Below are 14,680 nucleotides of genomic sequence, written 5' to 3' on the forward strand. Positions count from 1 at the left end.
CACTCAAACCGGGATGGAAATAAAAGTTATTAAAATCAATATAATGTGAAAATGCAATGAGCATAAGCGTGTAACGTAGGTTTACTGTCTCATACAACAAACCCACCAATAATTCAAGACGTCCTCCACGGGGCGCTTACCTGAAGCCCACGCCTAATCACCCGCGGGGCACCCTGTGAAGGGTAGGCATTTCCGGGGCGTCCCAATAAGACGCGTTTAGCGTCTTTCGGGACGCCCCGGGTAGAATGGGTCAGCGTTAGTCAAACGGCCTTTCGTGGGACGAACTCGACGGGGTAAGCAAAGCCTCCACGCTGTAGGCAAGCCACTTTATGCCGCAAGCAAGCCGCCTTAAGCAAGTAGGCCGATGTGCCCAGAAAACGCATGCCGTGAGGCAAAAAGCATTACCCTTCCCCCAAGCGCTCCGGTAAACTCTTCCTCTTTTTCCACCGCCGGCCCTATGCCGGGAGAGCGACGCGTGGTCAATCATGTTTTGCCCGACGCCCGGCCGCCGCTGACGCGCTGATGGCGCATTTTACCCTCTTTCGCAGCCGCTATCTGGCGGGTAAATCCCACGCGCCGCGCCATAGCCCTCCTAACGGGCCATCCGCGGGCGATGGTATTTGTCGCGCCTTAGCCCACGCATCGCGCGACACTGGCGGCCGCACGCCCTCCCCTGCGCCCGGGTCCATGTCCACTCCCCCGCCCATTCCCGCGTCTATGCCTGCCACAGCATCCATGCCCACTCCCACTGCCATGCCCGCTACAGCCCCCATGTCTGCCACCTCGCCCGCGCCACTGTCCCCCCCAGACAAAGTGTCCGCGTCGATGCGCCATCGTTTCGCCGCTCGACTCCCTTGGCTGCCGTCACAGCAGGAATGAAATAAAACGCGTACACTTATCCCGTCAACCAGCATGGGGATGCAGTAGATGAGTTTACGGGGACTGGAGGCGCTGCTGCGGCCAAAATCGATCGCGGTGGTCGGCGCATCGGACAAGCCCGGCCACGCCGGCAATCTGATGATGCGCAATCTGCTTGATGGCGGTTTCAACGGGCCGGTGCTGCCTGTGACGCCGAAATATCCGGCGGTCTGCGGCGTGCTCAGTTATCCCTCGGTGGCATCGCTGCCGCTGACGCCGGATCTGGCGGTGGTGTGTACCCACGCCCGGCGTAATACAGTGCTGCTGACCGCGCTCGGCGAACGGGGCTGTAAAACGGCCATCGTGTTGTCGTCGCCGGCGGCGCAATTCGATGAGCTGCGTGCCTGCGCCCAGCGTTTTGGCATGCGGTTGCTGGGGCCGAACAGTTTGGGGCTGCTGGCCCCCTGGCAGGGACTGAACGCCAGCTTTTCGCCGGTCCCCATACATCGCGGTAAACTGGCGTTTATCTCGCAGTCGGCGGCGGTTTCCAACACCGTGCTCGACTGGGCGCAGCAGCGCGCCATCGGCTTTTCCTATTTTATTGCCCTCGGCGACAGTATCGATATCGATGTCGACGATATGCTGGATTTCCTGGCGCGCGACGGTAAAACCAGCACAATATTGCTGCATCTGGAACATCTCTCCGACGCCCGACGGTTCCTCTCCGCCGCCCGCGGCGCGGCGCGCAATAAACCGATTCTGGTCATCAAAAGCGGGCGCACCATCCAGGCGCAGCGGCTGCTCAACTACCCTCCCGGCCTCGATGCCGCCTATGATGCCGCGATTCAGCGGGCGGGGCTGCTGCGGGTGCGCGACACCCATGAGCTGTTTTCGGCGGTGGAAACCTTAAGTCATATGAGCCCCTTGGGCGGCGAACGGCTGATGATCATCAGTAACGGCATTGCGCTGGCGGCGCTGGCGCTGGACGAGCTTCTGCGCCGTCACGGCCGGCTGGCGGAGCTGGACGATACCACCCTGGTGGCGCTGGCGCGCGCGCTCCCCTCGGCGTTAACGCCCGGCAACCCGCTGGATCTCGCCGACGATGCGACCCCGGATCGCTATCGCGCCGCGCTATTAGCGCTCATGGGCAGTAAGGATTACGACGCGCTGCTGATAATCCATGCCCCGAGCGCCACCGCGCCCAGTAGCCAGACCGCCACGGAAGTTATCGCCACGTTGGCCGGCGCTTCCCGCTCGCGGCCGGTTGCCGTATTGACCAACTGGAGCGGCGAGTTTTCTTCACAGCAGGCGCGCCGTCTGTTCACGGAGGCGGGCCTGCCAACCTACCGCACCCCCGAGGGGGCCGTGACGGCCTTTATGCATATGGCGGAGTACAGGCGCAATCAGCGCCAGTTGATGGAGACGCCGGCGCTGCCGATCGGGCTGACCATCGACGCCACCCATGTCCACCAGATGATCCGCCAGGCGCTGGATCAAGGTATCACCCGGCTGGAAACCCATGACGTTAGGCCCCTCGTTGAAGTTTATGGCATCAAGACCTTGCCCACCTGGATCGCCGCCGACAGCGACGACGCAGTGCGGCTCAGTGAAGGGCTTGGCTATCCGGTCGCGCTGAAGCTGCGTTCCGCCGATATCGCACATAAATCCGACGTACAGGGGGTGATGCTCGCGTTGCGCAACGTGGCGCAGGCGGCCAGCGCCATGCTGGAGCGGGCGGCGGTCACCTATCCGGACGCGCGCATCGAAGGCCTGGCGGTCCAGAGCATGGCCAGCCGCACCGGCACGCAGGAGCTGCGCATCAGCGTAGAGCAGGACCCTGTCTTCGGCCCGATTATTTTGTTAGGCGATGGCGAAAGCGACTGGCGCGCCGGCGCGCCGGTGGCGGTAGCGTTGCCGCCGCTTAATATGGCGCTGGCCCATCACCTGGTGCTACAGGGACTAAAGAAGGGCGCCCTACGCAATAACCGCCCGCAGTATCCGCTGGATACCGCGGCGCTCAGCCAACTGCTGGTGCAGGTGTCCGATTTGGTGGTGGACTGCCCGGAAATTATCGCGTTGAATATTCATCCGCTGCTGGCCTGCGGCAGCGATATGACGGCGCTGGATGTCAGTTTGCACTTAAGCGAGTACCACGGCGACGCCGGCGCGCGGCTGGCCATCCGGCCCTATCCGCGCCAGTTGGAGTCGGTCGTCACGCTCAATAATGGGCAACGTTGTTTGTTCCGGCCAATTTTGCCTGAAGATGAACCGCTCCTAAAAGCTTTCATCGGCCAGGTGACTCGCGAAGACCTCTATTACCGCTATTTCAGCGAAATTAGCGAATTTACCCATGAAGATTTGGCCTATATGACGCAAATCGACTACGATCGGGAAATGGCGTTCGTGGCGGTCACGCAACAACAAGACCGTGAAGTCATCATCGGCGTCACCCGCGTCATTGCCGATCCCGATAATACCGATGCGGAATTCGCGGTGCTGGTGCGTTCCGATTTGAAAAAACTGGGACTCGGGCGCATGCTGCTGGAGAAGATGATTGATTACGCCCGCGCCCATGGTCTGCAGCGGCTGACCGCCATTACTATGCCCAATAACCGCGGCATGATAACGCTGGCGCGCAAATTAGGCTTCACGGTGGATATTCAACTGCAGGATGGTATCGTCGCGCTGTCGCTGACGCTGGAACCGGCTACAGATTGCATTGCGCCGGCAGCGGGCAAGGATTAGCCGGGCAAATTGAAACATGCCCACAAGCGACAGAAGTAGTGGTATTATGGCCGATTCAACGCAAATGCCTGTTTGCACAGGGTCATTCCAACCTTCGATGATAAGAGAAGAAGCGCACTGTGATGTTGTCAACTTTTAAACGCAGCAAACACCAACAACACCTTGCACAACTGCCAAAAATCCCCCAGACGGTTGCAGATGTTAAAACGCTTTACAGCCCTGAAGATTTCTATCAAGCGCTCATACAGGCCATCGCCGGCGCCCGGCAACGGATTTATCTGGTCGCGCTGTATCTGGAGCAGGACCAAGGCGGCCAACGGATCCTTGAGGCCCTTTATCAGGCCAAATGCACCGACCCCACGCTTGAAATAGCGATTCTGGTTGACTGGCACCGGGCGCAGCGCGGCCGAATCGGCGCCGCCGCCGCCAACACCAACGCCGACTGGTACTGCCGGATGGCGCAAGCCCATCCCGGTGTGAACGTGCCGGTATACGGCGTGCCGGTCAATACCCGCGAAGCGTTGGGCGTTTTGCATTTGAAGGGTTTTATTGTCGACGGCGAGGTGATTTACAGCGGCGCCAGCCTGAACGATGTCTATCTGCATCAGCAGGATAAATACCGCTACGATCGCTACCAGATTATCCGTAACCAGCCGCTGGCGGACACGCTGCTCAACTATATTAAACAACATTTGCTCACGGCGCCGGCGGTGAACCGGCTGGACAACGCCGCCCGGCCGAAAAGCCTGGAGATAAAAAACGATACCCGCCTGTTCCGGCAGACCCTGCGGGAGGCCGGCTATCGTTATCAGGGTGAGGCAGGCCCCAATGAATTGGCCATTACCCCGCTGGTGGGATTGGGCAAACAAAGCCCGCTGAACAAAACGATCCACCATTTATTATGCTCGACCCGCGATACCTTGACGTTGTGTACCCCTTATTTCAATTTGCCCGCGCTGCTGGTGCGCGATCTCATCGGGTTGCTGCGCCTGGGCAGGCAGGTGGAAATCATTGTCGGTGATAAGACCGCCAACGATTTTTATATCCCGGAAGATCAGCCGTTCAAAATCATCGGCGCCCTGCCCTACCTGTATGAAATCAACCAGCGCCGCTTTCTTAGCCGTTTGCAGCGTTATGTGGACAATGGTCAACTGGTGGTGCGTCTGTGGAAAGACGACGACAACAGCTATCACTTGAAAGGTGTTTGGGTGGACCAAGAATGGCAATTGCTGACCGGCAACAACCTTAACCCGCGGGCCTGGCGGCTCGATCTGGAAAATGCGCTGCTGATCCACGATCCCACGCAGGCGCTGCGCCCGCAGCGTGAGCGTGAACTCGCCCTGATCCGTACCCACACCCGGACGGTACGGCACTTCACCGAGCTACAAAGCATCGCCGACTATCCGGTTAAAGTGCGTAAGCTTATTCGTCGTTTACGCCGTATCCGCATCGACCGTTTAATTAGCCGGATACTCTGAACAGGAATGCGATCTCTTCCCTGGAGCGTTTTCAGGTTCGTCAGTAAGCGTACGCCCAGCGCCGTCTGTTAATTCCCCATCAAGTTATTGAAGATGACGTCCATTATTTTTTTAATGGGCGCAATTCATGAAACAAACCCCACCAAAACCCTCAAGACGTCGTCCCAATTTCCCGCTGGACTTTAACATTAAGCTGGTAGAGCTGGCGCCAGTTGAACAGCAAATTGTCATTGATACCGTTATCCCGTGCCAACTTGGCAATGGATACACCGGGCTGGAGCGCCTGCTCAACCAGCTTAATGTTAAAGTCCAGCGGGAAATTGGGACGACGTCTTGAGGGTTTTGGTGGGGTTTGTTTCATGAATTGCACCCATTAAAAAAATAATGGACATCATCTTCAATAACTTGATGGGGAATTAACAGACGACGCTGGGCGTACGCTTACTATTTGGCCAGCGCGCTGGGAATGGTGCTGGTGGCGTTGATGGTATTGATAACGTTTGCGCATCAATTGCTGGTACGCCGCAGCTATATCCGCGCCCGCCCCTAAAGGCGCGAGGAGAAAGGTATGAGTCAGGCCGAATTATTTTGGCACCGCGGCGTGGTGGCCTTGCTGCTGGTGGTGCTGTTATTACCGCTGGCGGCAACGCTGGTTTATGCCCTCAGCACGACCTGGGGGGCCACAATTTTGCCGCTGGGTTTTCAGCTTAAATGGTTTGCGGATCTGTGGCGCGACCCGCGATTTTTGGCGGCGCTGGGGCATTCTTTGCTCATTTGCCTGGGCGCGCTGCTGCTGTCGGTCGTACTGGTGCTGCCGGTGATTTTCGTCATCGCCTATTATTTTCCCTGGCTGGACGGGGTGATGAACATCTTGATCCTGCTGCCGTTCGCCGTGCCGACGGTCGTCTCGTCGGTAGGACTGCTGCAGCTGTACTCCGATGGCCCGCTGGCGCTGACCGGTACCCCTTGGATCTTGGTCTGCTGCTATTTCACGCTAATACTGCCGTTTATTTACCGCGCCGTGAATAACAATTTGCAGGCAATCAATCTGCGCGATTTGATGAATGCGGCGCATTTGCTGGGCGCCAGCACCGCTCAGGCGGCGTTACTGGTCATCCTGCCCAATTTGCGCAAGGGCTGTATGATAGCGATGCTATTGTCATTCTCCTTTCTCATCGGCGAGTTCGTCTTCGCCAATCTGTTAGTGGGTAATCGCTACGAAACCCTGCAGGTCTATCTCTACAATATGCGCAACGGCAGCGGTCATTTCATCAGCGCGCTGGTCATTTCTTATTTTGTGGTGGTGCTGCTGTTGACATTGCTGGCCAATGCTCTCGTCAGGGAAAAGGAGTAAACATGGCGTATTTGACGGTTAAGCAGCTGAATAAACATTATGGTCCGACCCAGGTGTTCGTCAATATCGATTTCAGCGCCGACGAAGGCGAATTCGTCACGTTGCTGGGCCCAAGCGGCTGTGGGAAATCCACGCTGCTGTGCTGCCTGGCCGGTTTGACATCGGTGGACAGCGGCGAGATTATGTTGCAAGGACAGAACCTGGTGCCGCTGCCGCCGCAGCAGCGCGGTATCGGCATGGTGCTCCAGAGCTATGCGCTGTTTCCCAACATGACGGTCGCTGCCAATGTCGCGTTCGGTTTGAAAATGCTGAAGCTGGTGGCCGACGTGATCCGCCAGCGTACCGATGAGGCGCTGGCGCTGGTGGAGTTGCAAACCTTCGCCCACCGCTATCCCCATCAGCTTTCCGGCGGTCAGTGCCAGAGGGTGGCGTTGGCCCGGTCACTGGTGACCCGGCAGCAGCTATTGCTGCTCGATGAGCCGCTATCGGCGCTGGATGCGCGCATACGCCGCTATTTGCGCGATCAGATTCGCCTCATTCAGCAAGAGCTTAAATTAACCGCCATTTTCGTCACCCACGATCAGGAGGAGGCGCTGACGTTATCCGATAGAGTGGTGCTGATGAATCAGGGCCGCATCGTACAAAACGACAGCGCGGAAATGCTTTATACCCGGCCGGTGGACGCTTTCGCCGCCGGATTCATCGGCAATTACAATATCCTGGAGGGCGATCAGGCCAGCTCGCTGACCGGCCGGCGTTACACCACGCGGGTCGTGATACGGCCGGAATCCATTACGCTGCTGCCGGCCGGACAAGGGCTTGACTCGGTCATCCTCGGCCATAGTCTGTTGGGTAATGTGATCCGCTATCGGGTAGAATGTCGTCAGGTTTCGCTCGCGGTGGATGTTTTGAATCGTTCTGTGGCCGATCTCCATCCAAATGGCGGGCAAATTGGTCTACAGTTAGAGAGATCAACACTATGCGAGGTTGCCTGATTGCGCGGCCCCATGAATCTCCTTATCAGCATCGCAGGTAGGGAGCGCCGGTATTCATCTGCAAAAGGGAGCTTCAAATCGAGTGTTAATGCTGTTACATTTGCTGTCCGCCGTGGCGTTGCTGGTATGGGGCACCCATATCGTTAGCACGAGTATTATGCGTGTCTATGGTGCCCGTCTGCGGCAGGTGCTTAGCCGCAGCGTAGAGAAAAAAACCATGGCCTTTATGGCTGGTATCGGCGTGACCGCGCTGGTGCAGAGCAGCAATGCCACGGCGATGGTGGTGACGTCCTTCGTGGCCCAGAAATTGGTGACGCCGGCGCTGGTGATTATTCTCGGTGCCGATGTGGGTACCGCCCTGATGGCGCGGGTGCTGACCTTCGATCTTTCCTGGCTGTCGCCGCTGCTTATTTTCATCGGCGTTTGTCTGTTTCTCGGCCGTAAACAATCCCGCGCCGGGCAACTGGGCCGCGTCGCTATCGGCCTGGGCCTCATTCTGCTGGCTCTGGAACTGATTGTCAGCGCCTCCACGCCCATTACGCAGGCCAGCGGCATCAAAGTGCTGTTCTCTTCCCTTACCGGCGATATCCTGTTGGATGCGCTGACCGGGGCGTTGTTCGCCATTATCAGTCACTCCAGTCTGGCTGCGGTGCTGCTGACCGCGACCCTCTCCGCTACCGATGTCATCTCCTTCAAAGTGGCGCTGTGCCTGGCGATCGGCGCGAATCTCGGCAGCGGGATCCTGGCAATGCTTAACGCCAGCGGCCAGAACGCCGAGGGCAAACGCGTCGCTCTCGGCAGCCTGCTGTTTAAACTTATCGGTTGCCTGGTGCGCTGCCGTTTGTCTCGCCGCTGGCGGATTCGGAATTGGTCATCTATTTCCATGTGTTCTATAACCTGCTCCGCTGTCTGGCCATGGTGCTCTTCGCCGATCATATGGCGCGTCTGTGCAGTAAGTGGATTGCCGATACTCCGATAGACGATCGCAGCGTGCGCCACTTGGACACCAGCGCGCTGGATACGCCCGCGCTGGCGCTGGTGAACGCCGCCCGTGAAACGCTGCGCATGGGTGACGTGGTGGAAAGCATGTTGCTGTTGCACACCGAGGTGCTGCACGGGCAGGTTGAAAAAAACCGCGAAGTACGCCGTCTGGACGACGACGTTGATGTGCTGTACACGGTCATTAAACTTTATCTGGCGCAGATCCCGAAGGAAGATCTGGACGAAGCGGATTCGCGCCGCTGGGCGGAAATCATTGAAATGGCCCTCAATCTGGAACAGGTGGGGGATATTATAGAACGCATGACAGGGGATATTGCCGCCAAATCGCTGAATGCGTGCCGGGCTTTCTCCGCCCAGGGCATGAAGGAGCTGGATACGCTGCATGAGCAGCTGATGTCAAACCTGCGCTTAAGCCTGTCGGTGTTTTTGTCGAACGATATGACCAGCGTCCGCCGCCTGCGCCGTGCCAAGCACCGCTTTCGTATCACCGACCGCCGTTATGCGCACGCCCATGTGGATCGGTTGCACCAGCAGAATGTGCAGAGTTTGGAAACCAGTTCGCTGCATTTGAGCCTGCTGGGGGATCTGAAACGGGTCAATTCGCTGTTCTGCTCGGTGGCCTATAACGTGCTGGAGCTGGACGAGGAGTCGGAAGAGGATGAGGTCCGCGAGCGTGACGACAACCGGCCGCCGGTACGCCCTGACGGCGCGGCGCGGGGCCGCCAGAATGGCGTCGCATGGCCCGCCCGTGTCATTCTGGCTTTCTGCCGCCACGCCGGCGGGTGAGGGATGTGGAAGGCTCGGCCGTCTCCGCGGAGGATAAGGGGGACGGTATGCTCGCCGGTTTAATCGTCGGTGACGGCGGGCTCTAAGCCCGTCGCCGGGCAGGCTTAGTCGAACAGCGCGCCGTGCAAGGTTCTTACCACCTGCTCGGCGTCGCCGCCCGGCACCAGCAGGCAGAGATTATGGCTGCTGGCGCCGTAGCAAATGAGCCGGATATTGAACTGATCCAGGACGCCGAAGACCTCTTTTCCCACCCCGCAAGCCTGCGACAATTTATTGCCAATCAATGCCACCAACGCCAGATCCTCTTCCACTTCTACCCGGCAAAGGGAGGAGAGTTCGGTCAGCAGCGCTTGCGTCAGCAGGCTCGCGCCGGTGGTGGTGGTGCCGGTAGTGTCCATGGTGAGCGCCACGCTGACCTCGGACGTGGTTATAAGATCCACCGAAATCGCATGTCGCGCCAGAATATTAAACACCTCCGCCAGAAAAGCCCGGGCGTGCAGCATGTTGAGGCTATGCAGCGTCAGCAGCGTTTGGCGCCGGCGCAGGGCCAGGGCGCGGAACAGCGGCGGATTGTCGGTGTGATTATAAACCAGGGTACCGCCGGCGGCGGGATCTTTACTGGAGCCGACGAACACCGGAATCGCGCTGCGCACCGCCGGCAGTAGCGTCGCCGGATGCAGAATTTTAGCGCCAAAGGTGGCCATTTCCGTCGCTTCCTCGAAGCTGATTTCATCGATGCGCTTGGCCTGCGGGACGACGCGCGGATCGGTGGTATAGATGCCGGGCACATCGGTCCATATATCGATGCGCCCCGCCTCCAGCGCTTCTCCCAGCAATGCCGCGGTATAATCGCTACCGCCTCGGCCGAGGGTGGTGGTGCGCCCTTTTGCCTCGCTGCCGATAAAACCCTGGGTAATGACCAGCTCGCTTTCCAGGCGCGGCAGCAGCAGGGTGCGCGTTTGCGCCTTGAGCATATGGCTGTCTGGCTCGGCGCGGCCAAACTGATCGTTGGTGCGCATCACTTTACGCACATCAAACCACGTCGCCGCCACGCCCCGCTGCCGCAAGACTTCCACAAACAGCAGGGTCGACATCAGCTCGCCGTGGCTGACCAACTCATCGGTCAGCGCAAGTGATGTCGCAAGGCCCGCCGCTTCGGCGAGCATAGCGATGTTATCAATCATCCGATCGATCTCTTCGCGGATCACCGTTTGCTCGGCCAGACGGTCGATAATGCTATATTGGATGCGGCGGATTTCGTCCAGATAGTAGGCGCGACGCTCCGCTTCGTTGCCTTCCGACAACGCTACCAACACATTGGTGACGCCGGCCGAAGCGGAAAGCACCACTAGATGCACCGCGGGATTGGCTAATATGATATCCGCACTGCGGTTCATCGCGTCGAAATCGGCCACGCTGGTGCCGCCGAATTTGGCTACCCGCAGGGGAGCAGCAGAGTTGTTTGACATGCCTAAAAATGCCTCGTGTCAGATGCCATGGCTGGTGACATCGGTGATATCAGACCAGGCACGAGTCAAGCGCGGGAAACAGGGAGCAGGCGTAGAAGTTGGCTACGGTACACCCAGAAGCGCCCCACCGTGCCGATCGCCTGGTGGCGAACAATGCTGGTGACAACCCAGGGGATTCAGCCCCTGTGGTCGACGGCGGCCGGCCCGTATGCCCGCTATCGTCTCGGCGTCGCTCCCCCTGGGGTGTGATCGCGGGAAAACGGATCCTCCCACACCCTGCCTGGGCGACGCGCCTCTTCTGGTTCACGCATCAGATGCGTCACTAGGCCATTAGAAATAACGGGTAATAACGTTGATGTCAACGTGGCAGCACGTGATTTTATTATCGCCGGCCCGATTCCCGGCAGGCGATAATTTGCAGCAGGAAAAACAGCGCGAGTCTGTTAGGCTGAATATAGGCATGCCGCGCGGCCGATGCCGGTTTTCACTCGGGGCGACACGTTAGCGCAAGAAAAAGCATCCCCAGCGCGGTGTTAAGCGATACAATCAAAAAAATATGCGACGATTTAATCACCTATAAGAGTGTTGTTATGAAAAATATCAATCCCAGTCATACCGCGGCCTGGAAAGCGCTGCAACAACATTTCGACTCGATGAAAGACGTGCAGATAAGCGACCTGTTCGCGCAAGAGCCGGATCGTTTTTCCGCCTTCTCGGCAACGTTCGACGACCAGATGCTGGTGGATTACTCCAAAAACCGCATTACCGCCGAGACCTTGACCCGCTTGTTGGCGCTGGCGGACGAATGTGGCGTTAAGGACGCGATTGCCGCCATGTTCAACGGCGAGAAAATCAACCGTACCGAGGACAGGGCGGTGCTGTATGTGGCGTTACGCAACCGCAGCAATACACCGATTAACGTTGACGGCAAGGATGTGATGCCGGACGTTAATGCGGTGCTGGCGAAAATGAAACAATTCTGCGAGCGGGTGATCGGCGGCGAATGGAAAGGGTATACCGGCCGCACCATCACCGATATCGTCAATATCGGTATCGGTGGCTCCGATCTTGGCCCGTATATGGTGACCGAGGCGCTACGGCCTTACAAAAACCATCTACACATGCATTATGTGTCCAACGTTGACGGCACCCATATCGCTGAAACGATTAAGGACCTGGATCCGGCGGCCACCTTATTCCTGGTGGCGTCCAAAACCTTTACCACCCAGGAAACCATGACCAATGCCCACAGCGCGCGGGATTGGTTCCTGAAAACCGCCGGTGATGAGAAACATGTCTCCCGCCATTTCGCCGCCTTGTCCACCAACGCCAAAGCGGTAGCGGAATTTGGCATCGATACCGAAAATATGTTTGAGTTCTGGGACTGGGTTGGCGGTCGCTATTCGCTGTGGTCCGCCATCGGTTTATCCATTGCGCTGTCGCTTGGCTTTGAGAATTTTGAAAAACTGCTCAGCGGCGCGCACGCCATGGACCATCATTTCATCGAAACACCGCTGGATAAGAATTTACCGGTACTGTTGGCGCTCATCGGCATTTGGTATAACAATTTCTACGGAATGGAAACCGAAGCAATACTGCCTTACGATCAATATATGCACCGCTTCGCGGCCTATTTCCAGCAGGCTAATATGGAGTCCAACGGGAAATATGTCGATCGCGAGGGGCATCCCGTGAGCTATCAAACCGGGCCTATTATCTGGGGTGAACCGGGCACCAACGGGCAGCATGCATTTTATCAGCTGATTCACCAGGGGACGAAAATCGTGCCTTGCGATTTTATCGCACCCGCCATCAGCCATAATCCGCTTGCCGATCACCACGCCAAACTGCTGTCCAATTTCTTCGCTCAGACCGAAGCGCTGGCCTTTGGCAAATCACGCGACGTCGTGGAGCAAGAATTCAGCGCGGCCGGGAAATCGCCGGATCAGGTGCGGCACGTGGCGCCGTTTAAAGTGTTTGAGGGCCACCGCCCCACCAACTCTATTTTGCTGCGCGAGATTACCCCCTATAGCCTAGGGGCGCTGATTGCGCTGTACGAGCACAAAATTTTCACGCAAGGGGCGATATTGAATATCTATACCTTCGACCAGTGGGGCGTTGAGTTGGGCAAGCAGCTCGCCAATCGCATTTTGCCGGAATTGGCGCAGGATAATCCGATTGACGCCCATGATAGTTCTACCAACGGCTTGATCAATCGTTATAAATCCTGGCGTCACTGATAAATTTTCCTTGTGGGAGAGCGGCCGGTCTCTGGCCGCTTTACTTCCCGCGCGAGGCCACCAATAACCTAAAGCGTGACGCCGGTGGCTATTTAGAAACACTTTTAGGGTTATTCTTAAAAATACCCCGTCCGTCGCCGATTTTGGGCAATGAAAAATAGCGGTGTTAACCTCCTATTAGGCTTTAATAATCAGGGAATTAGGTCAAAACAAGTTTAAGCGCCGTAGCCCTTCATAGCTTAAGTTGACGTTATTGAGGGATGCAACTTTTAGCCTTGCGCGCGGTCCACCTGATAAGCCTTTCAGCAAATTATCGCGACAATAATGGAGTGATGGCGCTATTTAATTTTACATGCCGATAACAAGACAGTGAAATATATCGCTTTGCTCTGTTCTTACCCGCCTTTCAGCACTTTTGCGACCTTCTCATTAGCCAAGAATGCAATCTGTATTTTATTGCATTATATTTCTTTATTATTATATAATTAATATAATCATTATATTTACTATAGTAACCATCATAATAAGTTAAATGTATTTAATATGAAACTGTTAAGTGTAGTAATAGCTGCAGCGTTGATGGTGAGTGGTTCCTACGCGATCGCTGCACCGGCGACCGCAACCGGTACTGACCAAGGCGGCACCGCCGGCGGCGCTACGGCTTCCGGTCTGAGCGCTGGTTCAGCCACTGCGGTGGGTGTCGGCGCGATCGCTGTTATCGCTGGCGCGGCGTTGATCTCCTCCCACAACGACGATAATGGTGGCGGCAGCAACACCAGCACCACGACTTCAATGTTCTAATTAAAAAATAATCAGTAACCACGAAAGTGTGGTTATTTTTTGGACATTTTTCGTTTAGGACGAAACGACGTGCGCTATTTCTTTTTGTTAGTAGTGTGCTTGCTGTTGGCTGCTTGCAGTCAGTCACAAAAGAGTATAGGTGATACGTTCGCATTGGCCATTTTTGGGACGCCTGACGTTGAGATGACGCTAGCCCAGGTGCGTACGATCCCTTACGCCAGTATGTACGCCAAAGTGAACGACGGGTCGCAAATCTTTGTGGTGTTGGCGTATGCCGAACAGGGTGATCTCAAATGGGCTATCCGCGATCAGGCTATGCTGGGCACGCGTAATGGCCGTCTTATCAAAACCCTGGGACTGCCGGATAACCTGTTGGAAGTGACCAACCTCGACACCGATCCCCTGATCCATCCCAATAGCATCCTCAATGGCACCGAATGGACCTCTACTCGGTCGTGGACGGAGAAAGGCCAGCTGCGGGCCGTGACGTTCATATCCTGGTTCAGCCTGGCGGACAATGAAACCCTTACGATACTTAATGTCCCCCACGCGACCCGCGTGCTTGAAGAAGATGTCACCGTTGTCGAGCTGAAAACGCACTACCGTAACCGTTACTGGGTCGATGCGCGATCCGGCGCCGTGATAAAAACCGAACAATCTATTGGCCCGGATTACTTCCCGATTGAAACCACCACTTTAAATCCCTATAAACCATGAAAAAACAACTCTTAGTCGCCGTGAGTTTATGTGCTGGTTTTATTGCGTCCGCTCTGGCCGACAGCCGGGTGGCGATTCATTATCCTGGGTAATCCGTAAGCGCCCCGTGGAGGACGTCTTGAATTATTGGTGGGTTTGTTGTATGGGACAGTAAACCTACGTTACACGCTTATGCTCATTGCATTTTCACATTGTATTGATTTTAATAACTTTTATTTCCATCCCGGTTTGAGTG

The 14,680-nt window shown here is 56.7% G+C and carries 8 protein-coding genes, 2 pseudogenes and 1 riboswitch; of the genes and pseudogenes, 8 read left to right on the forward strand and 2 right to left on the reverse strand.

Going from position 1 to position 14,680, the window contains the following annotated elements; all coding sequences use genetic code 11:
• Nucleotides 1-927: 927 nt before the first annotated feature.
• Nucleotides 928-3,603 (forward strand): bifunctional acetate--CoA ligase family protein/GNAT family N-acetyltransferase, encoded by a 2,676-nt coding sequence (locus tag ACMX3H_RS08790; RefSeq protein ID WP_415210540.1) that lies wholly within the window; start codon nt 928-930, stop codon nt 3,601-3,603.
• Between the two features lie 122 nt (nt 3,604-3,725).
• The gene (gene pssA, locus ACMX3H_RS08795; protein ID WP_415210546.1) at nt 3,726-5,081 is read left to right on the forward strand and encodes a CDP-diacylglycerol--serine O-phosphatidyltransferase; all 1,356 of its coding nucleotides are present in this window, start codon (nt 3,726-3,728) and stop codon (nt 5,079-5,081) included.
• 193 nt (nt 5,082-5,274) lie between these two features.
• Here pssA and ACMX3H_RS08800 read toward each other — a convergent pair.
• Nucleotides 5,275-5,412, reverse strand: a pseudogene (locus tag ACMX3H_RS08800) (transposase); the annotation flags it as partial.
• Between the two features lie 237 nt (nt 5,413-5,649).
• Between ACMX3H_RS08800 and ACMX3H_RS08805 the strand changes: the two are divergent.
• The 3 genes and pseudogenes from ACMX3H_RS08805 to ACMX3H_RS08815 all read left to right on the forward strand — a co-directional run bounded on the left by ACMX3H_RS08805 (nt 5,650) and on the right by ACMX3H_RS08815 (nt 9,218).
• Nucleotides 5,650-6,435, forward strand: a complete 786-nt coding sequence (locus ACMX3H_RS08805; protein WP_415210541.1) for an ABC transporter permease — start codon at nt 5,650-5,652, stop codon at nt 6,433-6,435.
• Nucleotides 6,436-6,437: 2 nt separating this feature from the next.
• Nucleotides 6,438-7,430, forward strand: coding sequence for an ABC transporter ATP-binding protein (locus ACMX3H_RS08810; RefSeq protein WP_415210542.1), 993 nt, complete (start codon nt 6,438-6,440; stop codon nt 7,428-7,430).
• Nucleotides 7,431-7,512: 82 nt separating this feature from the next.
• Nucleotides 7,513-9,218: pseudogene (locus ACMX3H_RS08815) on the forward strand (Na/Pi cotransporter family protein).
• A 104-nt stretch (nt 9,219-9,322) separates the two neighbouring features.
• On the opposite strand, the gene lysC reads toward ACMX3H_RS08815, so the two are convergent.
• Nucleotides 9,323-10,687, reverse strand: a complete 1,365-nt coding sequence (lysC, locus tag ACMX3H_RS08820) for a lysine-sensitive aspartokinase 3 (protein ID WP_415210543.1) — start codon at nt 10,685-10,687, stop codon at nt 9,323-9,325.
• A 109-nt stretch (nt 10,688-10,796) separates the two neighbouring features.
• Nucleotides 10,797-10,993: riboswitch (Lysine riboswitch) on the reverse strand.
• 284 nt (nt 10,994-11,277) lie between these two features.
• Between lysC and pgi the strand changes: the two genes are divergently transcribed.
• From pgi to ACMX3H_RS08835, 3 genes are all read left to right on the forward strand, one after another.
• Nucleotides 11,278-12,927 carry a glucose-6-phosphate isomerase gene (gene pgi / locus ACMX3H_RS08825; protein WP_415210544.1) on the forward strand — a complete coding sequence of 550 codons (1,650 nt, stop codon included), beginning with the start codon at nt 11,278-11,280 and terminating at the stop codon, nt 12,925-12,927.
• A 543-nt stretch (nt 12,928-13,470) separates the two neighbouring features.
• Nucleotides 13,471-13,728 carry a hypothetical protein gene (locus ACMX3H_RS08830; RefSeq protein WP_415210545.1) on the forward strand — a complete coding sequence of 86 codons (258 nt, stop codon included), beginning with the start codon at nt 13,471-13,473 and terminating at the stop codon, nt 13,726-13,728.
• A gap of 93 nt (nt 13,729-13,821) precedes the next feature.
• Nucleotides 13,822-14,445, forward strand: a complete 624-nt coding sequence (locus ACMX3H_RS08835; RefSeq protein ID WP_415210547.1) for a YjbF family lipoprotein — start codon at nt 13,822-13,824, stop codon at nt 14,443-14,445.
• Nucleotides 14,446-14,680: the final 235 nt, after the last annotated feature.

The sequence above is a fragment of the Sodalis sp. (in: enterobacteria) genome, assembly GCF_047607725.1.
Taxonomy (GTDB): domain Bacteria; phylum Pseudomonadota; class Gammaproteobacteria; order Enterobacterales; family Enterobacteriaceae; genus JBLKSS01.